The organism is Polymorphospora sp. NPDC051019 (assembly GCF_040683055.1).
In the GTDB taxonomy this organism is placed as follows: Bacteria; Actinomycetota; Actinomycetes; order Mycobacteriales; family Micromonosporaceae; genus Polymorphospora; species Polymorphospora lycopeni.
Genome location: NZ_JBFBCH010000001.1, coordinates 392915 through 415723, shown reverse-complemented (window position 1 = coordinate 415723; position 22809 = coordinate 392915). Strand labels below are relative to the sequence as shown.

Annotated in this window: 23 protein-coding genes; 11 read left to right on the top strand and 12 right to left on the bottom strand. The window is 73.1% G+C overall.

Features of this window, described 5'->3' with window-relative positions; genetic code table 11:
• Window positions 1-2: 2 nt before the first annotated feature.
• The 6 genes from AB0M79_RS01785 to AB0M79_RS01760 form a co-directional block, all read right to left on the bottom strand.
• Window positions 3-1211, bottom strand: a complete 1209-nt coding sequence (locus AB0M79_RS01785) for an MFS transporter (RefSeq protein WP_357543995.1) — start codon at window positions 1209-1211, stop codon at window positions 3-5.
• 7 nt (window positions 1212-1218) lie between these two features.
• Complete coding sequence (locus AB0M79_RS01780) at window positions 1219-1731, bottom strand: aromatic-ring-hydroxylating dioxygenase subunit beta (RefSeq protein WP_364206784.1); 513 nt, start codon at window positions 1729-1731, stop codon at window positions 1219-1221.
• Window positions 1728-3047: an aromatic ring-hydroxylating dioxygenase subunit alpha gene (locus AB0M79_RS01775; protein WP_364206782.1), complete on the bottom strand. Its 1320-nt coding sequence runs from the start codon at window positions 3045-3047 to the stop codon at window positions 1728-1730. The genes AB0M79_RS01780 and AB0M79_RS01775 overlap by 4 nt, the downstream gene beginning before the upstream one ends.
• Window positions 3044-4210, bottom strand: a complete 1167-nt coding sequence (locus AB0M79_RS01770; protein WP_364206780.1) for a glycosyltransferase — start codon at window positions 4208-4210, stop codon at window positions 3044-3046. The genes AB0M79_RS01775 and AB0M79_RS01770 overlap by 4 nt, the downstream gene beginning before the upstream one ends.
• A 679-nt stretch (window positions 4211-4889) precedes the next feature.
• On the bottom strand, window positions 4890-5270 hold the full coding sequence (locus AB0M79_RS01765) for a VOC family protein (RefSeq protein WP_364206778.1): 381 nt from the start codon (window positions 5268-5270) through the stop codon (window positions 4890-4892).
• A gap of 152 nt (window positions 5271-5422) precedes the next feature.
• Window positions 5423-5689, bottom strand: coding sequence for a helix-turn-helix transcriptional regulator (locus AB0M79_RS01760; RefSeq protein ID WP_357544000.1), 267 nt, complete (start codon window positions 5687-5689; stop codon window positions 5423-5425).
• A gap of 100 nt (window positions 5690-5789) precedes the next feature.
• Between AB0M79_RS01760 and map the strand changes: the two genes are divergently transcribed.
• A complete protein-coding gene (gene map / locus AB0M79_RS01755) occupies window positions 5790-6611 on the top strand; it encodes a type I methionyl aminopeptidase (RefSeq protein ID WP_364206775.1) in 822 nt (273 codons plus the stop codon).
• Window positions 6612-6617: 6 nt separating this feature from the next.
• Here map and AB0M79_RS01750 read toward each other — a convergent pair whose 3' ends face one another.
• Genes AB0M79_RS01750 through ccsA form a run of 5 tightly spaced genes read right to left on the bottom strand, consistent with a single transcriptional unit; the run spans window position 6618 to window position 11139 of the window.
• On the bottom strand, window positions 6618-7499 hold the full coding sequence (locus AB0M79_RS01750) for a cytochrome c-type biogenesis protein CcmH (protein ID WP_364206773.1): 882 nt from the start codon (window positions 7497-7499) through the stop codon (window positions 6618-6620).
• Window positions 7496-8059 carry a TlpA disulfide reductase family protein gene (locus AB0M79_RS01745; protein ID WP_364206771.1) on the bottom strand — a complete coding sequence of 188 codons (564 nt, stop codon included), beginning with the start codon at window positions 8057-8059 and terminating at the stop codon, window positions 7496-7498. The genes AB0M79_RS01750 and AB0M79_RS01745 overlap by 4 nt, the downstream gene beginning before the upstream one ends.
• Window positions 8056-9999 (bottom strand): cytochrome c-type biogenesis CcmF C-terminal domain-containing protein, encoded by a 1944-nt coding sequence (locus AB0M79_RS01740; protein ID WP_364206769.1) that lies wholly within the window; start codon window positions 9997-9999, stop codon window positions 8056-8058. Before AB0M79_RS01740 ends, AB0M79_RS01745 begins: the two co-directional genes overlap by 4 nt.
• Window positions 9989-10411, bottom strand: a complete 423-nt coding sequence (locus AB0M79_RS01735; protein WP_364206767.1) for a cytochrome c maturation protein CcmE — start codon at window positions 10409-10411, stop codon at window positions 9989-9991. The genes AB0M79_RS01740 and AB0M79_RS01735 overlap by 11 nt, the downstream gene beginning before the upstream one ends.
• Window positions 10408-11139, bottom strand: a complete 732-nt coding sequence (gene ccsA, locus AB0M79_RS01730; RefSeq protein ID WP_364206765.1) for a cytochrome c biogenesis protein CcsA — start codon at window positions 11137-11139, stop codon at window positions 10408-10410. Before ccsA ends, AB0M79_RS01735 begins: the two co-directional genes overlap by 4 nt.
• Before the next feature lie 231 nt (window positions 11140-11370).
• Between ccsA and coxB the strand changes: the two genes are divergently transcribed.
• Genes coxB through AB0M79_RS01685 form a run of 9 tightly spaced genes read left to right on the top strand, consistent with a single transcriptional unit; the run spans window position 11371 to window position 19898 of the window.
• Window positions 11371-12330, top strand: coding sequence for a cytochrome c oxidase subunit II (gene coxB / locus AB0M79_RS01725; protein ID WP_364206763.1), 960 nt, complete (start codon window positions 11371-11373; stop codon window positions 12328-12330).
• 11 nt (window positions 12331-12341) lie between these two features.
• Entirely contained in the window at window positions 12342-14249 is a 1908-nt protein-coding gene (gene ctaD / locus AB0M79_RS01720; protein WP_364206761.1) for a cytochrome c oxidase subunit I, read from the top strand.
• Window positions 14246-14866, top strand: a complete 621-nt coding sequence (locus tag AB0M79_RS01715) for a heme-copper oxidase subunit III (protein ID WP_357544010.1) — start codon at window positions 14246-14248, stop codon at window positions 14864-14866. The genes ctaD and AB0M79_RS01715 overlap by 4 nt, the downstream gene beginning before the upstream one ends.
• Window positions 14866-15261 carry a hypothetical protein gene (locus tag AB0M79_RS01710; protein WP_357544011.1) on the top strand — a complete coding sequence of 132 codons (396 nt, stop codon included), beginning with the start codon at window positions 14866-14868 and terminating at the stop codon, window positions 15259-15261. The genes AB0M79_RS01715 and AB0M79_RS01710 overlap by 1 nt, the downstream gene beginning before the upstream one ends.
• Complete coding sequence (locus tag AB0M79_RS01705) at window positions 15252-16133, top strand: cytochrome c oxidase assembly protein (protein WP_364206759.1); 882 nt, start codon at window positions 15252-15254, stop codon at window positions 16131-16133. Before AB0M79_RS01710 ends, AB0M79_RS01705 begins: the two co-directional genes overlap by 10 nt.
• Window positions 16130-16513, top strand: coding sequence for a c-type cytochrome (locus AB0M79_RS01700; protein WP_357544013.1), 384 nt, complete (start codon window positions 16130-16132; stop codon window positions 16511-16513). The genes AB0M79_RS01705 and AB0M79_RS01700 overlap by 4 nt, the downstream gene beginning before the upstream one ends.
• Before the next feature lie 3 nt (window positions 16514-16516).
• A complete protein-coding gene (locus AB0M79_RS01695) occupies window positions 16517-17359 on the top strand; it encodes a c-type cytochrome (RefSeq protein WP_364206756.1) in 843 nt (280 codons plus the stop codon).
• Complete coding sequence (locus tag AB0M79_RS01690; RefSeq protein ID WP_364206754.1) at window positions 17356-18186, top strand: Rieske 2Fe-2S domain-containing protein; 831 nt, start codon at window positions 17356-17358, stop codon at window positions 18184-18186. The genes AB0M79_RS01695 and AB0M79_RS01690 overlap by 4 nt, the downstream gene beginning before the upstream one ends.
• Window positions 18183-19898 carry a ubiquinol-cytochrome c reductase cytochrome b subunit gene (locus AB0M79_RS01685; RefSeq protein ID WP_364206752.1) on the top strand — a complete coding sequence of 572 codons (1716 nt, stop codon included), beginning with the start codon at window positions 18183-18185 and terminating at the stop codon, window positions 19896-19898. Before AB0M79_RS01690 ends, AB0M79_RS01685 begins: the two co-directional genes overlap by 4 nt.
• Window positions 19899-19913: 15 nt before the next feature.
• Here the strand turns inward: AB0M79_RS01685 and AB0M79_RS01680 are convergent, their stop codons facing one another.
• Complete coding sequence (locus tag AB0M79_RS01680; RefSeq protein ID WP_364206750.1) at window positions 19914-21161, bottom strand: MFS transporter; 1248 nt, start codon at window positions 21159-21161, stop codon at window positions 19914-19916.
• 344 nt (window positions 21162-21505) lie between these two features.
• Between AB0M79_RS01680 and AB0M79_RS01675 the strand changes: the two genes are divergently transcribed.
• The coding region (locus AB0M79_RS01675; RefSeq protein ID WP_364206748.1) for a M23 family metallopeptidase at window positions 21506-22809 on the top strand (1304 nt) is incomplete at its 3' end.

Genomic DNA, 22809 nt, shown 5'->3' with positions numbered 1-22809 from the left:
GATCAACTCCTTGGTGTTGGCCGAACAGTTGTCAACGTCCACGACGCCACGAAGGCGACGACCAGCAGCACGGCGCCGCTGCCGAAGGCGGCCGGAACACTCACCCGCTCGGCGATGAGCCCGACGGCCACCGGTCCGACCACGGCGCCGACATCGGTGCACATCGAGAAGACGGCGACGCCACTGCCGGTCCGGCCGGCGACGACGTCACCGATCAGCGCGGCCGGTGCGGCGTTGAGCAGCGCTGATCCCGCCGCGTACACACTGAGCAGGACGACGAGCCAGGCGTAGCTGTCCACGAACATCAGGGCTGTGATCGCCGCCGCCGCCACACCGGTGCCGGCGATCATGGCGAACCGGCGCCCGGCCCGATCGACGACCCGGCCGGCCGGCATGATCAGCAGCGCCTGAACGACGGCGGATATCGTGAACGCCCACCCGACCCACGCCACGTCGTATCGCCATGCCACGACCACCGTGGGGACCAGTGCGCTGCGTAGCCCGAACAAGACCCATCCCTGCGCCAACGCCGCGAGGCAGGCCACCACGTAGCGTCGATCCCGCAGCAGGACCGGTAGCCGGACCACGTCACGGCCGGGCTCCGCGCCGGCAGTTCGGCCGGTGCGGAGCACCGCCAGTGTCAGCCCCGCGGCGGCCAGCAACAGCACCGCGTACGCCACGAACGGCGCGGACAGGGCGATCAGCGCGAGGAGCCCGCCCAGTGCGGGTCCACAGATCCCGCCGAGCAGGAAGCCCGCCTCGAACACGGCGCTGGCCCGGCCCCGCTGGTCGGCCGGCGCGATCGCCAGGAGTGTCGCCAGCGCGGACACCGAGAACAGCACCGAGCCGACGCCGCCGAGGCCGCGGAACACGAGCAGTTGCCCGTAGGACGCGGCGAACGCCGTCAGGGCCGAGGAGACCGCACAGAGCAGCAGGCCGGCGACCAGGACCCGCCGCTCCCCGAAACGAACTCCGAGCCGGCCGCAGAACGGACTGGTGACCAGCCGCATCAACGCGAACAGGGCGACGAGCACTCCGATCTGGGTGGGTCCGGCCCCGAACGTCGCCGCGTAGACCGGAAGCACCGGGAGCACCAGTCCCAGGCCCAGCATGACGCAGCCACCGACGACACTGAGGACGTAGACCTCGCGGGGGAGACCCGGCTGGGCGGCGGCAACGGATGGGACGCTGCCAGTGCCGGCCCTCGTCACTGTCCGGTCACAGGATGATGCTGAGCTTCGCGTGCTCGTACAACGTCTCGTGGTCGAGCACCACGACCCGTCTCCGGACCCGGAACGACCCGCCCTCGACGACGAGCTCGAACCGGTATTTTCCGACGTAGGCGTCAGTGCGCCCGTGCCCGAACCGGTACACGATGACATTCGCCGCCACGTCGAGGTGCGTGCCCCGATCGGTCAGGATCTCCACGTTGCTGATCATCCGATTGGTCCGCGACCGGGGGTTCTCGCACCACACCTCACCGTTGAGGATCTGTTCGATCCGCTGGCGTAGCCGGGCGGCATCGTCGTCGATGAGCCCGAGCGCATCGGCCGTCTCGCCACGGACGTCGGTGGCCGGCACCGAGTAGCGGACGTCGTCGGTCAGCATCTCGTCGTACCACTCGCGCAGGCGCCACTCGTCGAGCAGCCGCGCCTCACGGAAAAGGAACTGGCTCACCCGGTGCCACAACCGCACCTGGGCCGCTTCGTCGACCGTCAGCTCGGTGGTCATCGGGGTTCTGCCCCTTGCATCTCGGCCCGGTGGGCGACCTCGAGGTGACCGTCGTCGCCGTGCATCAACCGGTCCCACTGCCGCCAGAACTCGCGGGCGGGAAGCTCGTCGGTCGTCTCCGGGACCTCCTTGTCCATACCGCGTGACAGATCCGAGTAGCGGACCGTGCGGTTGAGATAACCCCGCTGGCACGACTCGACGATCTCGATGTCGTCGGGGGTGGCGAAGCCGGCGGGGCCGAGGAACGTCAGGTAGTGACTCTTGCGGAGTTCCCGGATGTCCGGATCCTCGTCCTTGGGGGCCAGGGCGACCGAGGTGATGGCCATCTGGCCCGCGCCGACCGGGTCGATCTTGCGGATCGTGATCGCGATCGCGTCGATGATCATCAAGTTGGGGAAGATCAGCAGCGCACGATTGGTGCCGGTGATCCGTTCGGCGCGTTCGGCGCCGAACCGGTCGACGAACCGGGCGGCCGTCGCCTCGATCCGCGGCCGGACCTCGGCGCCGAACATCGGCGTCCAGTAGGCGAGCGGGCGGGCTGCCGCCGGTGGCAGCTCGTTGGCGCCATGGCCCAGTCCGAGGGCACGGCCGAAGCCACCTCGTCGTCGTGGCGGCACCGACCCCAGCGACTCCATGTAGCTGACGTAACGCTTGTGCAGGGCCCGGAAGTGGTAGATGTCGACGCTGTTCTCCATCATGAGCTTCCAGTTGGCCCGAGCCCCGTGGAGTTGCGCGCCTTGGATCACCTCCATCCCGACCTCGGACTGGTCGTCGATCAGGTCGAGGTATTCCGTCGCGCCCGCCAGGTATTCGGTCAGGGTGCGCGGCTGCTCCGGGTCGAAGGTGGCGAACACGAAACCGCGGTAACTGTCACTACGGTGCTGCGCCAGGCCGAAGTCCGCCTTGCGGAAGCCCGGCCCGTATCCGTCCGGGATCGGGACCCCGACCAGGTCGCCCTGGTTGGAGAACGTCCAGTCGTGGTACGGGCACCGGAACGATCTGGCCTGCCCGGCCGGCTGCGAGCAGATCAGGGCGCCGCGGTGGGTGCAGCTGTTCGCGAACACCCGGATCACCCCGTCGGACCCGCGTGCCATGACCACCGGGCGCCCGCCGACGTCGCGTGCCACGTAGGAGCCCGGCCCGGGCACCTCCGAATCGTGCCCGACGTACAACCAGCAGCGATCGAAGATCCGGGTCATCTCCTGTGCGGCCAGGTCGTCGTCGGTGTAGGCGCGGCGGTCCACCCGGAACGAGAGACGCTCGAGATCATCGATCACGATCGGGTCGCCCACCGGCCGCTGCAGTTCGATCGTCACTGCTCTCCCTTTCGCTGTAGCGTCTCGACCGTGCCGATGACCAGCTCGGCCGTGCGCGCCGCGGAATCGCCGCACTCCGGCTGCGCGGCGCGCAGCCGGGCCCGGTAGTCCCGGGCGGGATCGAGCAGATCGGTGACAGCGTCAGCGACCGCCTGCTCGGTGACGCCGGCCGGCTCCAACGCCGTTCCGAAGCCCGCGCTGGCCACGAAGTGGGCCTGGACGGGCTGATCCACAGCCAGCGGGATCACCAGCATCGGTGTCGCCGCCCGGATCGACTCCGCCACGGAGTTGTATCCGCCATGGGTGACGAACACGTCGGCGCGCTCGAGCACCTCACGTTGCGGCAGGTACGGGGCGGTGAGCACTTCGTCGGGCAGCGCGAGCTCTTCGGCGAGGTCTCCTACCGCGGCGATCACCTGCGCACCGGTCGCCGCCGCCCCGGCGATCACCGTGCGCAGCAGGTCCGGTCGCCGGTAGAAGATCGTGCCGAAGGAGACGTATACCACCGGGCGGTCGGGGTCGATCCGATCCAGGCCCGAGAAGGCGACCTCGTCGCCGCGGGTCCCCGCCGCACCCGGCAATCCGACCAGTTGCACACCGTCGTCGGTGACCCCGTCGTCCCCGACGAGAGCGGGAATCGTCGGCATCAGGTTGAGAATCGGTGAACGTGCCGAGTGGGTCCGGGTCGACCACAACACCCCGTGCCTGGTCAGATAGTCGCCGACCTGCTCGTCGTACGGCCAGCGGCCTCGTCGATGCTCGCTCGGGCATACGCCACCCAGGTTGGCCCAGATCATCCCGTACGGCACGCCGGACGCCTGTGCGCCGACCATCGCCGACGCCGTGACCGGCAGCGAATCGACGAGCACGAAGTCCGGCTCCGTCGCACGGATCGCATCGGCTGTCTGGTCCGCCACCGGCGACGACTGGAGCATCGGGCCGATCTTCGCCGGGTCGCCGCTCCACGGCGCCATCTCGACCTGCCCGACCGCATGGACCTGCGCCTTGCCCAAGGCCTGGCGACGCTGCTCGTCGAGCGCGCCACCGTCCGCGGACAACAGCAGCAGCGCGACCTCGCTGCCGGCGGTTTGGAGCGCATTGACCACCGGAACATACGGGTTCAGGTGACCATGCTGAGTCGTGGTGAGGAGGGCGACGCGCATCAGATCTCCGATCCATCGAAAAGAAGCCGACCAGGCCGAAGAACCTCGCCCCCGGACAGGCGAAAGCGCCCGGTAGGCGAAAGGGACCGTCGACGTCCGGGTACTGCTACGAGGCTTTACGTATTCCCCACCATCGCTGATGGACACATCGGTCGAGGCTGCTAGAAACAAGCTCGAAATAATCGACTCACCGTCGAGCAGGTCGGGTTCACCGCCTGCCCCCAGGCAGTTTCGTAAAGCCTGCCGGGATGTGCAATCGTTGTCAATGTCTCGCGCCTGTCAGCTACCACCACTCTGCTCGACACAACTTCGACCAGGCTCGGGACCGCCTCGCGAACAGCACTTCTCTGTGTCAAGACCTTGGCAGCAAAGAGATCTACGGCCGAACCGGGCAAGCGCCGGCGAGGAAGCAATGTGGACGCTCGCCCGAGGCTCGAGGCCGAGCGGTCGACAGGGCGTACGCCGAGAGCTGCAAGGTCAGGCCGTATCCAGGCCGTCAGGGATGGGGCAAGAGGAACGAACGTCGATCACCGATGGTCAATGAGCTGTCAGCTTTGGCGGCATCTTGTCCGTGTTAATCGACTATGCCCTCTCCTTGGCTGATGCAACACCAAGTGTCGACCGGGCCGCTTCTTCCGAAAGGTATGTGTGGGCGGAAAAGGGCGTTTGGGTGCCGGCTTCAAAGTGGTGGGAGACAATGCCCGACGTCCGGGTCCCGGACCGTGACGCCAAAGCGGTCCCGGTACGCTCCCTGCGGGACGACACTGCCACCGGCCCGCTCCAGCCGGGCCACCGGGGCCTCGTCGACGGGGGCGCCCAGGTAGAGCACGAGCGGATCCTCGCTGGTGGGTGCCGGCCTCGTCGTGAGGTTGGGGCCACCGACCAGTTCCAGATGCCACGCCGCGTGGCGCCACCCGAGGATGACGAGGTCGTGCTCCTCCGGACCGTTCGCGGCGATCCGGTGCGGCAGGTCGAGGCCGAGGCCGTGTACGTAGAAGCGCTCCGCGGCCGCGAGGTCGGTGCGCGGGCGGGCGATACGGACCGCCACCTCGTTGATCACCAGGTCTCCTTCCTCTGCTTCCTGCCGGAGCGGTAGGCGGTGGAGCGGTGCCGATTGCCCGTAGGTCAGGGGTTCTTGCGCCGGTGGATGTCCGCGCCCGGAGCGTGGATCAGGGCGATCCGCCGGATGTCCGGGGAGATTGCCAACGCTTGTCAGCTGGTCAGGCGCAGTGGCGAGCGGTCGCGCCACACGGCCGCGACCTCGTCGAGCGAGAGGCCGAGCACCTCGCTCAGGGCCGCGATCGTGCCGAACGCCGGCGACGGCAGCCGTCCCGTCTCGATCTTGCGCAGGGTTTCCGGTGAGATCCCGGCGGCGAGGGCGACCTCGTTGAGTCCGGCCGCGCCGCGCGCCCGGCGCAGCAGTGAGCCGAGCCGTCGGCCGGCTTCGATCTGCTCGGGTGTCAGCGGGTTGCGAACCACGACGTCACTGTACCTCTGCGGGTCGAAGGGGGCGGTTGCGTGCCGCGGGCGGACCATGGTTCGGTATTATAATACCGACAGGTCGCCAGAGGAGAGCTTCATGATCCATGTAAAGAGCCCGCAGGAGATCGAGCAGATGCGTCCGGCGGGACAGTTCGTCGCGCAGACCCTGGCCGACCTCCGCGGCCGGGCCGCCGTCGGGGTCAACCTGATGGACCTCGAACACCACGCCCGCAAGCTGATCCGCGAGCGGGGCGCGACCTCCTGCTACTGGGACTACGCCCCGTCCTTCGGCAACGGCCCGTTCCGGAACGTCGTCTGCCTGTCGGTGAACGACGCCGTACTGCACGGGCTGCCCAAGAAGTACACGCTGCGCGACGGTGACCTGCTCAGCATCGACTTCGCCGTCTCGGTCGACGGGTGGGTCGGCGACGCCGCCGTCAGCCTCGTCGTCGGCACCCCGGCCGACGAGGATCTACAGCTCATCCGGGCCACCGAGGAGGCCCTCGAGGCCGGCATCGCCGCCGCGCGGCCGGACAACCGGATCGGCGACGTCTCCGCCGCCGTCGCCGCGGTCGCGGCCCGCTACGGCTATCCGGTCAACAACGAGTTCGGCGGCCACGGCGTCGGCCGGACCATGCACGAGGGACCGCACGTCTCCAACACCGGCCGGGCCGGTCGCGGCTACCGGATCCGGCCCGGGCTGGTCTTCTCGATCGAGCCGTGGTTCGCCCGCACCACCGACCGCGTCGTGTACGACCCGGACGGCTGGACCATCCGGTCGGCGGACGGGTCGCGTACGGCCCACTCCGAACACACCATCGCGATCACCGAGGACGGGCCGGTCGTCCTGACCCGGCTCGCCGACGCGGCAGTGCCGGCACCCGAGGCGGCGGCATCCGAGGCGGCGGCCCGGGGATAGCCGCCGTCAGCCGTCCGGGGCGAGCAGCCGCCGGACCTCGCCCGCCGCCGGGTGGCCGGGCGCGACGTCGAGAAACCGCCGCAGGGTTTCCGGTGCCCGGTCCGGGCTGGTCTCCCGCTGGGCCAGGCCGAGCACGAGCAGCGCGTCGGGCAGGTCGGGTGTGCCGGCCAGCAGCCGCCGGGCCTCCTGCTCGGCGTCGGCCGGGGCGCCGGCGCGTACCAGGGTGAAGGCCAGCCGCAGCCGGACGTCCACGTCCGGCCGCGTCTCCAGCGCCTGCCGGTACATCCGCGCGGCGTCGGCGTACCGGCCCTGCTGCTCCAGGTCACGGGCCAGCAGCACGGCGACGGCGGCCGGGTCCGGTGGACCGCCGTCGCCGGCCGGCCGGCCGACCTGGGCCGCGCCGAACGCGACCGCGCCGACCATGGCGACCAGGCCGACGGCACCGAGCCGCCAGGCGGTCCGGCGACCCGGCCCGCCGGCCGGCCCGACCGGTACGCCGGTCCGGCGCCCGGCCGGTCGCAGGGTGCGTACGGCCGCGTAGCCGCTGCCCAGCAGCACCAGCGCCGGTACGGCCCACAGCAGCACTCCCGGCCCGCTCAGCGGCGGGTCGGCGAGCACGTCGTCGCCGTAACGTTCGGTGAACCAGTGCCGGATCTCGTCCGGGCTCCGTCCCTGCGCGAGCTGGTCGGCGACCACCTGCCGCATCGCGGCGGCGACCGGCGAACTGGAGTCGGCGACGGACTCGCCCTGGCACGACGGGCACCGCAGGCCGGCCGCGATCGACCGGGCCGGGTCGTCGCCGGCGGCAGCCGACCGGAACAGTGCCACGCCGGCCGCGACGGTCAGCAGCACCAGGACCGCGGCGCCGAGGGCGCGGCGCCGGTTCATCCGGTCAGCAGCGGCCCGACCCGCTGCTCCAGCCACTGCCGGGTCACCTCGCCCCGGCGCCGGTCGACGATCCGGCCGTCGCGGTCCACCACGAACGTCTCCGGTACGCCCCGGGCACCCCAGCCGACGGCGAGCGTGCCGTCGGGGTCCGGGAGCACCGTCATCGACTCGGCGCCGGTCTCCGCCAGCAGCGCCCGTACGGCCGCGGTGCCGTCCTTCACGTTGATCCCGACCAGTTGCACGCCCTGCGCCGACCAGCGCTGCGAGACGTCGACCAGCAGCGGCAGCTCGCGCCGGCACGGCCCGCACCACGAGGCGAAGACGTTGACCAGCACCACCCGGCCCCGGCCGTCGGCCAGGTCGAAATGGCCGCCGTCGAGGGTCGGGCCGGCCAGCGCGGGGGCGGGTGCGCCCGGGGCCGCGCCGGCCGCCGCGTCCGGTGCCGAGCCCGCCGCCCGGTGCAGCCCGACCGCGAGGACGATGCCGAGTACGGCGGTCATCAGCAGTGCCAGCACCGGCGCCGGCCGCCGGAGCAGGGACACCAGGGCCCGCCCGGTCACACCGGGGTCCGTTCGGCGGGGGCGGCGTCGACCGCCGTACGGCGATCCGGTGGCCGCCGGACGCCGGGCCGGCGGCGTACGGCACCGGCCATCGCCACCACGCCCGCGGCCGTGGTCAGCAGCCCGCCGGCCCAGAGCAGGCCGACGAGCGGGTTGACGGCGAGCCGCACGGTCGCGCTCGTGCTGTCGGCGGCGACCGCGATGAGCGTGACGTAGCTGTCCCGCAGCGGGTCGGACACCACCTCGGGGACGGTGACGGCGGTGTCCCGGCCCGGGTAGTAGCGCAGGGTCGGGCTGGCCGTGCGCTCGTGGCCGGCGGCCGTGACGAGCCGCAGGCGGGCGTCGACCGACATGACCCCGGGGTCGGCGTCGCGCCGGATCTCGACGAGCCGCACCGACGTGGCGCTGAGCCGCAGCGTCTCGCCGACCCGCAGCTCCCGTTCGACGCTGTCGCTGTAGGCGGCCGAGCCGGCCACCCCGAGCGCGACGACGGCGATGCCGGCGTGCGCGAGCAGCCCGCCGAGGCCGGCGGCCCGGGGCCGGCGGCGCACCCGTCGCGCGAACTGGCCGGCGAGCCCGGTGAGGACGAACGCGGCGGCGGCGAAGGCGGCCAGCGCGGGCAGGCCGGGCCGGCTGAGCGTGCCGGCGGCGGCGACGGTGGCCAGCGCCGCCCCGGCCGGCACCGCCAGCCGCCGGTACGCCCCGCGGCCGGCCGACCGCAGCACCGGCGCCACCCCCATCACCAGCAGCAGCACGACGGCCAGCGGTACGGCGGTGCGGTGGTAGTAGGCCGGCCCGACCGCTGTCCGTGGCCCGCCGAGCGCGTCGGAGAGCAGTGGGAAGACGGTGCCGATCAGCACCATCGCGGTGACGGTGAGCAGGATGACGGCGTTCGCCAGCAGCGCCGTGCCCGTCGACAGCGCGGCGGTGCGACCGCGCGCCGGCCGGGTGCCGCCGCGCAGTCCGAAGAGGACGGTCGGTACGACGACCGCGAGCAGGACGGCGCCGAGCAGCATCGGCCCGAGCGGGGAGTCGGTGAACGCGTGGACGCTGGCGACCGCGCCCGACCGGGTCAGGAACGTGCCGAGCAGGACGAGCGCGAAGCTGGCACAGGCAAGCAGCACGTTCCAGGTGGGGCGGGCGGCGGACCGCCCGAACGAGGTGTGCAGGAACGCGGTCGCGGTCAGCCACGGCAGCAGCGAGGCGTTCTCGACCGGGTCCCACACCCAGTAGCCGCCCCAGCCCAGCACGGTGTACGACCACCAGGCGCCGAGCCCGATGCCGGCGGTCAGCGCCGCCCAGGCGAACAGCGTCCACGGCCGGACGATCCGCGCCCAGTCGTGCGCCGTACGGCCGGTGATCAGCGCCGCGACCGCGAACCCGAACGGCACCACCAGGCCGATGTAGCCGGCGTAGAGCAGCGGCGGGTGCAGGCCCATCGCCGGGTGTTGTTGCAGCAGCGGGTTCGGGCCGGGACCGTCGGGCGGGACCGGGAACACCTCGCCGAAGGGGTTCGCCGCGAAGTGCGTCAACGCGAAGAAGAACGTGCCGGCCGCGCTGACCACCACCATCGCGTACGCGTGCAGCCGGGGCGGGTGGCGGTGGGCGTACCGGGACAGCCACCACGTGTATCCACAGTGGATGAGCAGCCACAGCAGCAGCGACCCCTCCAGGCCGGCCCACAGGCCGGTGACGGTGTAGTAGAGCGGCACGTCCCGGCCGCCGTTCTCGGCGACGAACCGCACGCTGAAGTCGTGCCGCAGCAGCGCCCACTCCAGCAGCGCGCAGCCGGCCACCGCGGCGGCCAGCGTCGCCGTGGTCGCGAACCGGGCCGGGCGGCTCGACCCGCCGAACAGCGCGGTGCGCAGCCAGAGCAGGGTGGACAGGGTGGCGGCGAGCATCCCGCCGGCGAGGACTGCGGTGCCGGCCTCAGCGAGCACCGCCGGCCCTCTCCGGCCCGGACGGCGGCGCGGGGGAGGGGCCGTACTCGTTGCCGTGCTGCACGACCACCCGGTCGGACTCGAACACCCCGCCGGCCGAGAGCCGGCCCTCGACGATCGCCCCCTGCCCCTCGCGGAACGTCTCCGGGGGCATGCCGCGCTGCGTCACCGTGATCTCGTGCCCGTCGCCGCCGAGCCGGAACGTGACCAGGTCGCCGTCGTGCCGCACCGACCCGGGCACGACCTCGCCGCCCAGCCGGGTCGGCCGCCGCCCCGCCGCCGGGTCGTCGAGCACCTCGCCCGGGGTGCGGTAGTAGGTGAGGGTGTCCTGCAACGCGCTGGTGACCAGCAGCCCGCCGGCGGCGAGGAGCACCGCCACGACGGCGATCCGGCCGACCCGCGGCCGGTTCATCCGGCGCCGACCGGCGTGCGGTCGGCCGCCGGCCGCGCGGCGAGCCGGCGTTCCAGCACGACCACCCGGTGGACCAGGACGCAGAACGCCCAGGCCGTGGCGGCGGCGACCGCCAGCAGCAGCGCCGCGCCCATCCGCGGGTCGATCGGCGGGCGTTCCGGGGCGAGCACCGTCGCCGGCTGGTGCAGCGAACGCCACCAGACCACGGAGAAGTGCACGACCGGCACCAGCAGGAAGCCGGCGATGCCGGCGTACGCCGCGGGCCGGGCGACCCGGTGGTCGGCGCCGTCCGGTCCACCGGCCCGCTCCGCGAGCAGGCGCCGCAGGGCGAGGTAACCGGCGTACGCCAGCAGCAGCAGTGCGGTGGTGACCAGCCGGGGATCCCACGCCCACCAGGTGCCCCACACCAGTTGGCCCCAGAGCGCGCCGGTGCCGATCGCGGCGGCCGTCAGCACCACGCCGATTTCGGCGGCGGACCGCGCGAACCGGTCCCACCGCAGGTCACCGCCGACCAGGTACGCCCCGCCGGCCAGCAGGACGACGGTGAACGCGGCGTACGCCACCCAGGCGGCCGGCACGTGCAGGTACATCAGCCGCTGTGCCGGTCCCTGCAACCCGTCGACGGGCGCCACCACGATCCCGGTCACCGCCGCGGCGGCGGAGAGTCCACAAGCGAGCCACACCGCCGTACGGCGGCCGGCCCGGCCGGTGTCCGACAGGAGGTTCATGCCGGGCCTTCCCATGATCTTCCCTGTCCGCGCCGCCGCCCCGGCACTGGTACCCGATGGATCCGTCGCCTCGTACCTTAGGGCGATTCATTAGGCCAAACCGTTTATCCGCCATATCGGGACGCAAAGTGGCGGTACTGGCTACTGTCCGTGCTGGTGGACACGACCGAGGCAGCACGCAGACCCCGAACCGGGCCGGACCGCCGGCGCCGGACGGGGCGGGCGGCAACGGTGGTGACCCTCGTCCCGCTCGCCGGCTGTGCGGGGCAGGCGCCCTCGGCACTCGATCCGGCGGGCGCCGGGGCGCAGCGCGTCGAGGGCCTGTGGTGGCTGCTGTTCTGGATCTCCGTGGTCGTCTTCGTCGAGGTCATGGCGCTGCTCGCCTGGGCGCTGATCTTCCGCCGGGGCGGCCGGACCCGGGTCCGGCACAGCCAGCCGCTGCGGTTCGTCACGATCGCCGGTGCCGGACTGCCGCTGGTGATCCTGGTCGCCGTGTACGGCGTCAGCCTGCGCGACCTCGCCGCACTGGGCACCGACCCCGGCCGCGACGCCCCGACGGTCGAGGTGACCGGGCACCAGTGGTGGTGGGAGGTGCGCTACGAGGGCGTCGCCGGCGCCACCGCCAACGAGATCCACATCCCGGTCGGCGAGCGGGTCCGGGTCCGGCTGCGCACCGCCGACGTACTGCACAGCTTCTGGGTCCCGCAGTTGATGCCGAAGACCGACCTGATCGCCGGCGAGACCCGCGAGACCTGGCTGCACGCCGACCGGGCCGGGCAGTACCGGGGGCAGTGCGCCGAGTACTGCGGGTTGCAGCACGCCCACATGGCCCTCATGGTCATCGCGGTGCCCCGGCCCGAGTTCGACGCCCGGCTGGCCCGGTTGGCGGCACCCGCCCGGGCGCCGAGCACCGACGCCGAACGGCGCGGGCAGCAGGCCTTCGTCCAGGGCACCTGCGCGGCCTGCCACACCGTACGCGGCACCGGCGCGCAGGGCCGGGTCGGTCCCGACCTGTCCGACGTCGGCTCCCGCTGGAGCATCGGCGCCGGCGCCGTCCCGAACGACGCCGGCCACCTCGGCGGCTGGATCGCCAACCCGCAGACGGTCAAGCCCGGCAACCAGATGCCGCCGCAACCGGTCGACGCCGCACGGCTGCCCGACCTCATCGCCTACCTGCGGTCCCTGGGCTGACCATGTCGATAGTGGACACACCGGCGCCGGGCGCCGACCGGGCGGACCTCGACCGCCTCGATGCGAACTGGGCCGAGCGGCCGTCGCTGCGGTCCTTCCTCACCACCGTCGACCACAAGCGGATCGGCCGCCGCTACCTGGTGACCGCCGCCGTGTTCTTCGCGCTGGCCGGCATCAGCGCCCTGCTGATGCGAACGCAACTCGCCAACCCCGGCGGCGACCTGCTGTCGCCGGAGCAGTACAACCAGCTCTTCACCATGCACGGCACGGCGATGATCTTCCTGTTCGCCACCCCGATGCTGTTCGGCTTCGGCAACTTCCTCGTCCCGCTGATGATCGGCTCGCGGGACATGGCCTTCCCCAGGCTGAACGCCTTCGGCTACTGGGTCTTCCTCTTCGCCGGCATCTTCATGTGGGCGAGCCTGCCGTTCGGCGCCGCCCCCAACGGCGGCTGGTTCGCGTACGTGCCGCTGACCGGCGGGCAGGCGACCCCCGGCCTGCACCTCGACGTCTACGCCCTCGGCCTGCTCTTCCTCGGCGTCTCGACCACCGCCGGCGCGATCAACTTCATCGTCACCGCGCTGAAGATGCGCGCCCCCGGCATGTCGCTCAACCGGCTGCCGCTGTTCGTCTGGGCGATCGTGGCCACCGCCTTCATGGTCATCTTCGCGCTGCCGGCGCTGAACCTCGACAACGCCATGCTCTTCCTCGACCGCCGCTTCGGCGCCGGCTTCTTCGACCCGGCCGCCGGCGGCAACGTGCTGCTCTGGCAGCACCTGTTCTGGATCTTCGGTCATCCGGACGTCTACATCATCGTCATGCCCGGCCTGGGCATCGTCTCCGCCGTCCTGCCCGCCTTCACCCGCCGTGGCGTGGTCGGCTACCCGCTGATCGTCCTCGCCATCGTCGCGATCGCGATCATCTCGTTCGGCGTCTGGGCGCACCACATGTTCGCCGTCGGGCTGCCCCAGGTGTCGTACGGCTTCTTCAGCGCCGCCAGCAGCATCATCACCATCCCGTCCGGCATCCAGATCTTCGCCTGGCTGGCCACCATGCTGCTCGGCCGGCTGGTGCTGCGGACCCCGCTGCTGTTCGTGATCGGGTTCATCATCACCTTCGTACTCGGCGGCGTCACCGGCGCCATGTTCGCGCTGACCGCCTTCGACCAGCAGGTCACCGACTCCTACTTCGTCGTGGCGCACTTCCACTACGTCCTCGTCGGCGGCGCGGTCTTCCCGATCCTCGCCGGCATCTACCACTGGCTACCGAAGATCACCGGCCGGATGTACGCCGAACGGCTCGGCCGCTGGGCGTTCTGGCTCGTCTTCGCCGGCATGCACATCACCTTCTTCCCCATGCACCTGTACGGGCTCTTCGGCATGCCGCGCCGCGTCTACACGTACCCGGCCGGCCTGGAGTGGGACGGCTGGAACCTGGTCAGCACCGTCGGGGCGTACGTGCTGGCGGTCGGGTTCCTGGTCGTCGTGGTCGGGGTGGTGCACGCGATACGGCGCGGCCGGCCGGCGCCACCCGACCCGTGGGGCGGCGACACCCTGGAGTGGTCGACCGACTCGCCGCCGCCGGCGTACAACTTCCCGGTGGTTCCCCGGGTGCACAGCCTGCACCCGACCTGGGACGCGCGCACCGCGGAGTCGACCGGGCCGGGCGCGACCGCGGACCGCGTCCTCAGCGAGGGCCGCCGCACCCCGCTCACCAGCGAACTGGACGGCCGGTACGAGCGCCCGGTGGAGATGCCGGAGGCGAGCGTGAAGCCGCTCGTCCTCGCCCTCGCCCTGCTCGCCCTCTTCGTCTCGCTGCTCTTCGCCTGGTATCCGGTCGCCGCCGCCGCGGTGGCCGTCGTCGCCGGCACCGTCGCCGCCTGGCTCTGGCCCGGCCGCCGCCCGGAGGCCCGCACATGACCCCGCCCGGTGGGATCACGGCGACGACCAGCCCGGAAGCGCTCAGCACCGAGCTGCCGGTCGGCCGCTCCACCGGCTGGTGGGGCATGGTGCTGTTCGTCACCACCGAGGCGACCCTGTTCGCCTGCCTGCTCGGCAGCTACTTCTACCTGCGCTTCCAGTACGGTCCACAATGGCCGCCGGGGGACATCCCCGACCCGGCGCTGCTGCGCCCGCTGGTGATGACCGCCGTACTGGTCCCCAGCAGCCTGCCGATGCTCTGGGCCGAACGCGGCCTGCGCCGCGGCCAGCTCTGGCGGGTACGCGCCGGACTGACCGCCAGCATGCTGCTCGGCCTGACGTTCCTGGCGTTGCAGGCCACCGAATACGCCGAACTGCTCACCGAGTTCACCCTCACCACCAACGCCTACGGGTCGCTGTTCTACGTGATCACCGGCTTCCACGGACTGCACGTCCTGATCGGCGCGACGATGATCGCCTGGGCGCTCACCACCACCCGCGGCGGCCTCGACGCCCGACGCGACGACCGGGTCCGCAACGTCGCCATCTACTGGCACTTCGTCGACATCGTCTGGCTCGGCATCCTGTTCACCATCTACCTCTCGCCCCGGCTGTGATGAGCGCGGCACCCGGTCACCGCGCCCGCCTCGCCGGCGGACTGCTCGCCTGGTACGGCGTCCTCGGCGGCGCGGTCGCCTGGGCGGTCCACCTGTTCGTCGGGTGGGGCGTCGACGAACTCACCTGCGCCGCCGGCATCCACCGCGTCGCCGGCCTCCCACCGCGCGCCGTCATCGGGCTGGCCGTCGTCGTGCCCGCCCTGGTCACCGTCGGCGCGTTGCTGGCCGCCGTACTGACCTGGCGCCGCACCGGCCGGCCGGCCCGGGCCGGCGGCGACCCGCGGTTCGCCCGCGCCCGGATGCTCGCCCTGCTCGGGATCTGGGGCAACCTGCTCTTCCTCGCCATCATCGTGCTCGGCGGGATCGCCGTGCTGGTGCTGCCGTCATGCCACTGACCGCCGCGGACCCCGCCCCCGCCGCCGTCGCCGGCGGCCTGCTGTCGACCCTGGTCGTCAGCCTCGTCTGCCTCGCCGTCGCCGGCTACGGCCGCGGCGTCCACGAACTGTGGTCCCGGCACGGCACCGGCCGGATCGTGCCGGTCCGGCGGGCCGCGGCCTTCGCCGGCGGCGCCCTGATCGTGCTCGCGATCGAGGGCGGGCTGCTCGACGACCTCGCCAACGGCTCGCTCGCCGGGCACATGACCCAGCACATGGTGCTGCTGCTGGTGGCCGGCCCGCTGCTCGCCGCCGGCGGCGCCGGCCTGCCGCTGAGCCTCGCCACCCCGCTGCGGCTGCGCCGCCGGCTCGCCCGGTGGCGGGCGGCCCCCGCCGTCCGGTCGCTGCGCCGCCCGGTGGTGTACGCGTCGCTGGCCGGCGCCGGGCAACTGCTGGTGCTGTGGGTCTGGCACCTGCCGGTCCCGTACGTCGCCGCCCTCGAACACCCCGTCCTGCACGGCGTCGAGCACCTGTGCTTCGTCTTCGCGGCCTGGCTGCTCTGGACACCGGTGGTCGGCCCGCCCCGGCACCGGCCGCCGGCCCCGGTCGGGACGCTGCTGCTCGTCACCACCATGCTGCCGGCCACCGCACTCGGCGCCGTGCTCACCTTCGCCACCCGACCGGTCTACCCGGCGACCGTGTACGGCGCCGACCCGCTGGCCGACCAGCAACTCGCCGGCCTGCTGATGTGGGTGCCGATGGACGTCGTCCTGCTGGTCGCGGCGCTGGCCGGACTGCTGCGCTGGCTCGCCCGCCCGGACGGCGACCCACCGGTGCCGGCCGACGACCGGGTCGCCGCGCCCGGGGCACCGACCGAAGGGGCAGTCCGTTGAACAACCGGATCCTGTGGCCGCTGCTGGCCGTACTGCCGATCGTCGCCGCCGTGCCCGGCTGCGGCCGTACGACGCCGCCACCGGTGTCCCGGCCGGACAGCGGCCACCCCGAACGGGGCGCCGAACTCATCGCCCGGTACGGCTGCGGCTCCTGCCACACCATCCCCGGCATCGACGGGGCGGACGGTCTCGTCGGACCGCCGCTGACCCGGTTCGGCGCCCGGTCGTACATCGCCGGCGAACTGCCGAACAGCGCCGAGAACCTGAAACGCTGGATCACCGACCCGCAGTCGGTCGAGCCGGGCACGGCCATGCCGAACCTCGGCGTCGACCCGATCGACGCCGAGGACATCGCCGCCTACCTGCACACCCTGGACTGAGCGATGGAGATGCCGCAGCGCGGGAACCGGCGCCGGGCCCTGGCCGTCGCGGCGGTGGCCCTGCTCGCCCTCGGCCCCGCCGCGATCACGCCCAGCACGACGGCTCCCGCCGCGATCACGCCGGCGCCCGCGGCGGTCCGGCCGGCCGCGATGGCTCCGGCGGCGGTCCCGCCGGGCGCCAGAGCGCCGGCACCGACCGGTACCCCGGCACCCGACGGCGCCGACCTCTACCTGCGCACCTGCGCCAGCTGCCACGGGGTGCAGGGGCAGGGCACCCAGCGCGGGCCGTCGCTGGTCGGCGTCGGCCCGGCCTCGGTCGACTTCCAGTTGGGCACCGGCCGGATGCCGCTGAAAGACGAGCGACAGCAGCCGACCCGGCACGAGCCGGTCTTCTCCGCCGCCGAGATCGCCGCCCTGGTCGACCACGTCGCCAGCTTCGGCGGCGGCGGGCCGCGGATCCCGGACCCCGCACCGGGCGACGTCGCCGCCGGCCGGCAGATCTTCGCCGCCAACTGCGCGCCGTGCCACTCCGCCACCGGCTCCGGCACCGACCTGACCAACGGACTGGTGGCACCACCGCTGTACGAGGCGACGGCGGTGCAGATCGCCGAGGCGGTCCGGGTCGGTCCCGGACCGATGCCCGCCTTCCCCGCCGAGGTGCTCACCGACCGGCAGGTCGACGACCTGACCAGCTACGTACGCCTGCTCCAGAGCGAGCGGCTCGACGTCGGCGGCAACCCGCTGGGCCGGCTCGGGCCGGCCGCCGAGGGCCTGGTCGCCTGGCTGATCGGGCTGAGCCTGCTGGTGCTCGCCGTCCGCTGGCTCGGCACGAGGGCCGACCGGTGACCGCCCGCCGGATCGGCGCCGCGTTCCTGGTCAGCACCCTGGGCGCGGTCGGCTTCGCGACGACGTACGCGCTCGGCGGGAACACCCGCTGGGAAGGCGTCAGCCTCGCCGTCGCCTTCACCGGGCTGGCCCTGGGGCTGGCGATCTGGGCCCGCCGGCTGATCCCGACCGGCGGCCACGTCGAGGAGCACGAGTCGTTCAGCCCGCCGCCGCAGGAGCGGGCCCTCGCCGCCGCCGCACTGACCACCCCGGACAGTCCGCCCCGCCGGCGCGGGCTGCTCGCCCTGCTCGGCCTCGCGGTCACCGCGATCGGCGCGGCCGCGCTCTTCCCGCTGCGCTCACTGCTGCCGTACGACCGGACCCGGCCGCAGCAGGCGCTGCGCGACACCCCGTGGGAGGCCGGCGTCCGGCTCGTCGACACCGACGGGCGGCCGCTGCGCCCCGCCGACGTACCGGCCGGCACCATCGTCGGCGTCTTCCCCGAGGGGCACGTCGACACCGGTGACGGGCCGGCGTTCGCCGTACGCCTCGACCCGCGCCGCTTCTCCCGGCCGCCGCCCGCCGGCGACCTCGACGGCCTGGTCGTCTACTCGATGCTGTGCACCCACGCCGGCTGCCCGGTCCGCCTCTACCTCAACGGCACCGGCCGGGTGCTGTGCCCCTGCCACCAGTCGTCGTTCGACCTGCTCGCCGCCGCCCGCCCGGTCAGTGGGCCGGCCGCCCGCGCGCTACCCGGCCTGCCCGTCGAGGTCGACCCGGACGGCTTCCTGCGCGCCACCGGCGACTTCACGTCCCCGCCCGGCGCCGGCTACTGGGGCCGGCCGTGATCGTCGGCCGGTTCGTGCGCGGGCTCGACGACCGGCTGCGGGTCTCACCGGTCGCCCGGCGGGCCCTGGCCAAGGTCTTTCCGGACCACTGGTCGTTCATGCTCGGCGAGATCGCCCTCTACGCGTTCGTCGCGCTGATCCTCACCGGCGTCTACCTGACGTTCTTCTTCGAGGCGAGCACCGCCGACCGGGTCTACGAGGGCGGCTACGCCCCGCTCGACGGCACCACCACCTCGGCCGCGTACGCGTCGACCGTGCGGCTGAGCTTCGACGTACGGGCCGGGCTGCTGGTCCGGCAGACCCACCACTGGGCGGCGCTGGTCTTCGTCGGCGCGATCGTGCTGCACCTGCTGCGCATCTTCTTCACCGGCGCGTTCCGCCGGCCCCGCGAGATCAACTGGCTGGTCGGCGTCACCATGCTCGCGCTCGCCCTGCTCAACGGCTTCACCGGCTACTCGCTGCCGGACGACCTGCTCTCCGGCACCGGACTGCGGATCATCTACTCGGTGGTCGAGTCGATCCCGGTCGTCGGCGCCTGGGCGGCGTTCCTCGCCTTCGGCGGCGAGTTCCCGTCCGACGAGATGATCCCGCGGATGTTCGTCAGCCACGTCCTGCTGGTCCCCGGCATCCTCGTCGCCCTGGTCTCGATCCACCTGGCGATCCTGGTGCGGCAGAAGCACAGCCAGTTCCCCGGCCCGGGCCGCACCGAGCACAACGTCGTCGGCTCCCGCTTCTGGCCCGGCTACACCCTGCGTACGCTCGCGCTCTTCGCCTGGGTGCTGGCGGTGCTGTTCGCGCTGGGCGGGCTCGCCCAGATCAACCCGGTCTGGCTGTACGGCCCGTTCGAACCGTCCCAGGCCACCTCGCCCGCCCAGCCCGACTGGTACGTCGCCTGGGCCGACGGCGCCCTGCGCCTCTTCCCGCCGGTGGAGTTCCGGATCTTCGGCCACCTCGTACCGGCGCCGTTCTTCCCCGGCGTCGTGCTCGGCGGCCTGACCTTCGCCGTCCTGTACGCCTGGCCGTTCCTGGAACGGCGGTTCAGCCGCGACGAACTGCCGCACCAGTTGCTCGACCCGCCCCGCCGGCACCCGGTACGGCTCGGCGTCGGCGTCGGCGCGATCGTCTTCTTCACGCTGCTGGTGCTCGCCGGCGCCGACGAGATCATCGCCCGGCTGCTGCGGGTGCCGCTGGCCGACGTGGTGACGGTGCTGCGGGTGTCGGTCCTCGTCCTGCCGGTGGTCGCGGGACTGGTCGCCTACCTGGTCACGCGGGCGCTGCGCGGTGGCGACGCGGCCGGGTTCGGCGACCTGACCCGGGCCGAACTGCGGCGGGCGGCCACCCGCCGCCGTACGGCGCCCGCGCCGCCGCCCGTGTCAGCGCCTGCCGAGAAGGCCACCGGGCGGGAGCCGGGGGAGCGGGTCGAGGTGTGGCCGGAGCGGGGTGTCTGGAGGTGGCGGTACCACGCGGCGGACGGCGGCGTCGTCCTGACCGGCAACCGCGCCGCCACGTCCGAGGCGGCGGCCACGACGGCCGCCCGGACCGCCTACCCCGGCGTGCGGACGGTACGGGTACCCGGACCGGGGCCGGTCGGTCGGTCCGCCCCGGTGCGGTCCGGGCTGCGCCGGTGGGGGAGACGCGTGGCGTGGGGCGCCCTGCTGGCGGCGGCGCTACGCCGCGGGCGCGGCGGACGGGGCCGCGACCGGCGCGGCTGAGCGCCCGGCACGACGCTAGGCCCGGACCACCCGGCGCCTCGCCGGCCGGACCGCCGCGACCAGCACGGCGGCGGTGACCACGGCGAGCGCCAGCGTGGCGACCCCCGAGACGAGCAGCGTGCCGGCGGCACCCAGCACGGCGGCGAGCGGACCGCCCACCGCGGCACCGGCCGGCATGACGGTCATCGTGATCGCGCCGCGGGCGGCCAGCAGCGCGGGCAGGTCGGCCGGGTCGGTGGCGTTCTGGAACAGGGCCAGGGTGAAGGCGGGGAACGGGCCGTAGGCGAGCCCGCCGAGGGCGAACAGCGCCAGGGTCGGCGCCGCCGCGTCGAGGAAGCCGAACGGGATCAGCGTGAGGCCCCACCCCGCGATGACGGCGACGACCAGCGGCCACTGTCGCGTCGTACGCAGCATCCCGCCCAGCAGCCCGCCGACGACGGCCCCGACCCCGAAGACCGCCCAGTACGCGCCGAGCAGGCCGGCGGACCCGTGCAGGTCGTGGGTGACGTAGAGCGGGAGCGCGACCTCGACCGGACCGTAGAGGAAGACGAACCCCGCGGTGACCGCCAGCAGGCCGGCGAGGTGCGGGCGCCGGGCGAGGAGCCGGAAACCGGTGGAAAGCCGTGGCCGCCCGGATGCCGCCGCCGTGTCGGGAAGGTTGATCCGCAGGACCTGGACGCCGAGGAAAGCCCACGTGAGAGCGTCCAGGCCGAGTACGACGGCGGCGTCCACGAATCCGACGAGTACGCCCGCCAGCGCCGGGCCGACGACGATGCTGACCTGCTGGGCGGTGCTCACCAGCGAGTTGGCGGGCAGCCGGCGGCCGGCGTCGAACAGCCGGCTGACGATGGTGTAGAGCCCGGCGTTCCCCCAGGCTCCGAGTACGGACGAGACGGCGAGCAGCCCGATGTAGCCGGCCACCCCGAGACCGCCGGCGAGGTGCAGGACCGCGACGGTGCCCAGGGCCACCGCGCGCAGGCTCGCGCTGAGGCTGACCAGCCGCCGGGCGTCCAGCCGACTGAGCCAGGGGGCGAGCAGGACCGCGCCGACCGCGGCCGGCAGCGCGTACGCCGCGACGGCCGCTCCGACGACCAGCCCCTCGGTGCCGGGCGGGGCGAGGGTGAGTGCCACCCAGACCAGCGCCACGACGGACAGGCCGTCACCGAGGAAGGAGACGAGGGCGGCCGTGGCGAGCCGCCGGAATCCGGGGTCGCTCAACACGGTGCGGTAGCCCTCGGGGAGGAGCCTGCCGGGTGCGGTCACCGGTGCACCTTCGTACCTGAACCCGGGTTGAGGTCAAGCGCGGTGTGCACGACACCGTCCACGCCGGACGAGCCGACCTGAGCCCGGGGTGTTCCGCGCGGACGTCGCCGTCGGGCGCGGATCCCGGGGCAGGTTGGTGTCGGGGTCCACAGCGAATTCGGCGTAACCACAGCGAATTCGCTGTGGGGCAAAACAGCGATACCCCGTCCCTACGGCGGCCGGCGGCCGGCGGGTGGCGGGTGGCCCGCCCGACCCGGCACGCCGGGCGGCCCGGAGACCGGACGAGCGACAGTAACATCAACATCCATCTCTGGCCCTGTCGCTCCGTCCGAAGGACCCCCTCCATGACGAGCAAGCCCGCCCGTACCCTCGCCGCCGCGTTCCTGGCCCTCGCCACCGCCGCCACGTCGGCGCTCGCCGCCGTGGCCGCCACCGCGGTCGTCGCCACCCCGGCCCACGCCGCCGGCCCGCAACCCCACTTCCAGCTCCCGTTCCCCTGCGGTGAGACCTGGCGGCTCGCCACCTACTACGGCCACGACGACTACGACATCGACATGACCTTCACCGGAGGCGGCAGCAGCGGCCGGCCGATCCTCGCCTCGTACGGCGGCACGGTCACCTTCGCCGGCTGGGGCAGCAGCGCCGGCTGGCACGTCGTGATCGACCACGGCGGCGGCTGGCAGACCCGCTACATGCACATGATCGAGCGGCCGCCGGTCGCCGCCGGCCAGTGGGTGGCGACCGGCCAGGGGATCGGCCGGGTCGGCAGCACCGGCAACTCGACCGGCCCGCACCTGCACTACGAGCAGATCCGCGACGGGGTCCGCAGCGAGGCGTGGTTCAACGGGGTCCCCTCCGGCATCACCTCCGACGGCAGCCCGCACACCGGACCGCTGTACGTCTCCGGCCCCGTCTCGGCGCCCCGCAACGTCACGAGCAACAACTGCGGCAGCACGGCCCGCCAGGTCTGGGAGGCGGCCAGCAACGCCGGCTGGCGGCCCCTGCCGGTCAGCGGCAGCGCCGGCTCGGTCACCGGGTCGGCGACCGCCGCCATCACCCTCGGCGGCACGAAGCTGATCTACACCGTCAACAACGGCAACGTCTACGAGGCGGCCAGCAACACCGGCTGGCGCAACCTGTGGACCGGCATCTCCGGCGTCAGCGGCAACGCCCTGGCCGCGATCACGGTCGACGGCGTCAAGTACGTCTACACCGTCGCCGGCGGAAACGTCTACGAGGCGTCCAGCGCCAACGGCTGGCGCAACCTGTGGACCGGGATCTCCGGCGTCAGCGGCAACGCGCTCGCCGCGATCAACGTGAACGGCGTCAAGTACGTCTACACGGTCGCCGGCGGGACGGTGCACGAGGCGTCCAGCGCGAACGGCTGGCGCAACCTGAACTCCGGGATCTCCGGCGTGAGCGCGAGCGCGCTGGCGGCGTTGAACGTGGGTGGGGTCAAGCACGTCTACACGGTCGTCGGCGGCATGGTGCACGAGGCGGCGAGCAACAACGGCTGGCGCAACCTCAACTCCGGGATCGGCGGGGTGAGCGGGAGCGCGCTGGCGGCGTTGAACGTGGGTGGGGTCAAGCACGTCTACACGGTCGTCGGCGGCATGGTGCACGAGGCGGCGAGCAACAACGGCTGGCG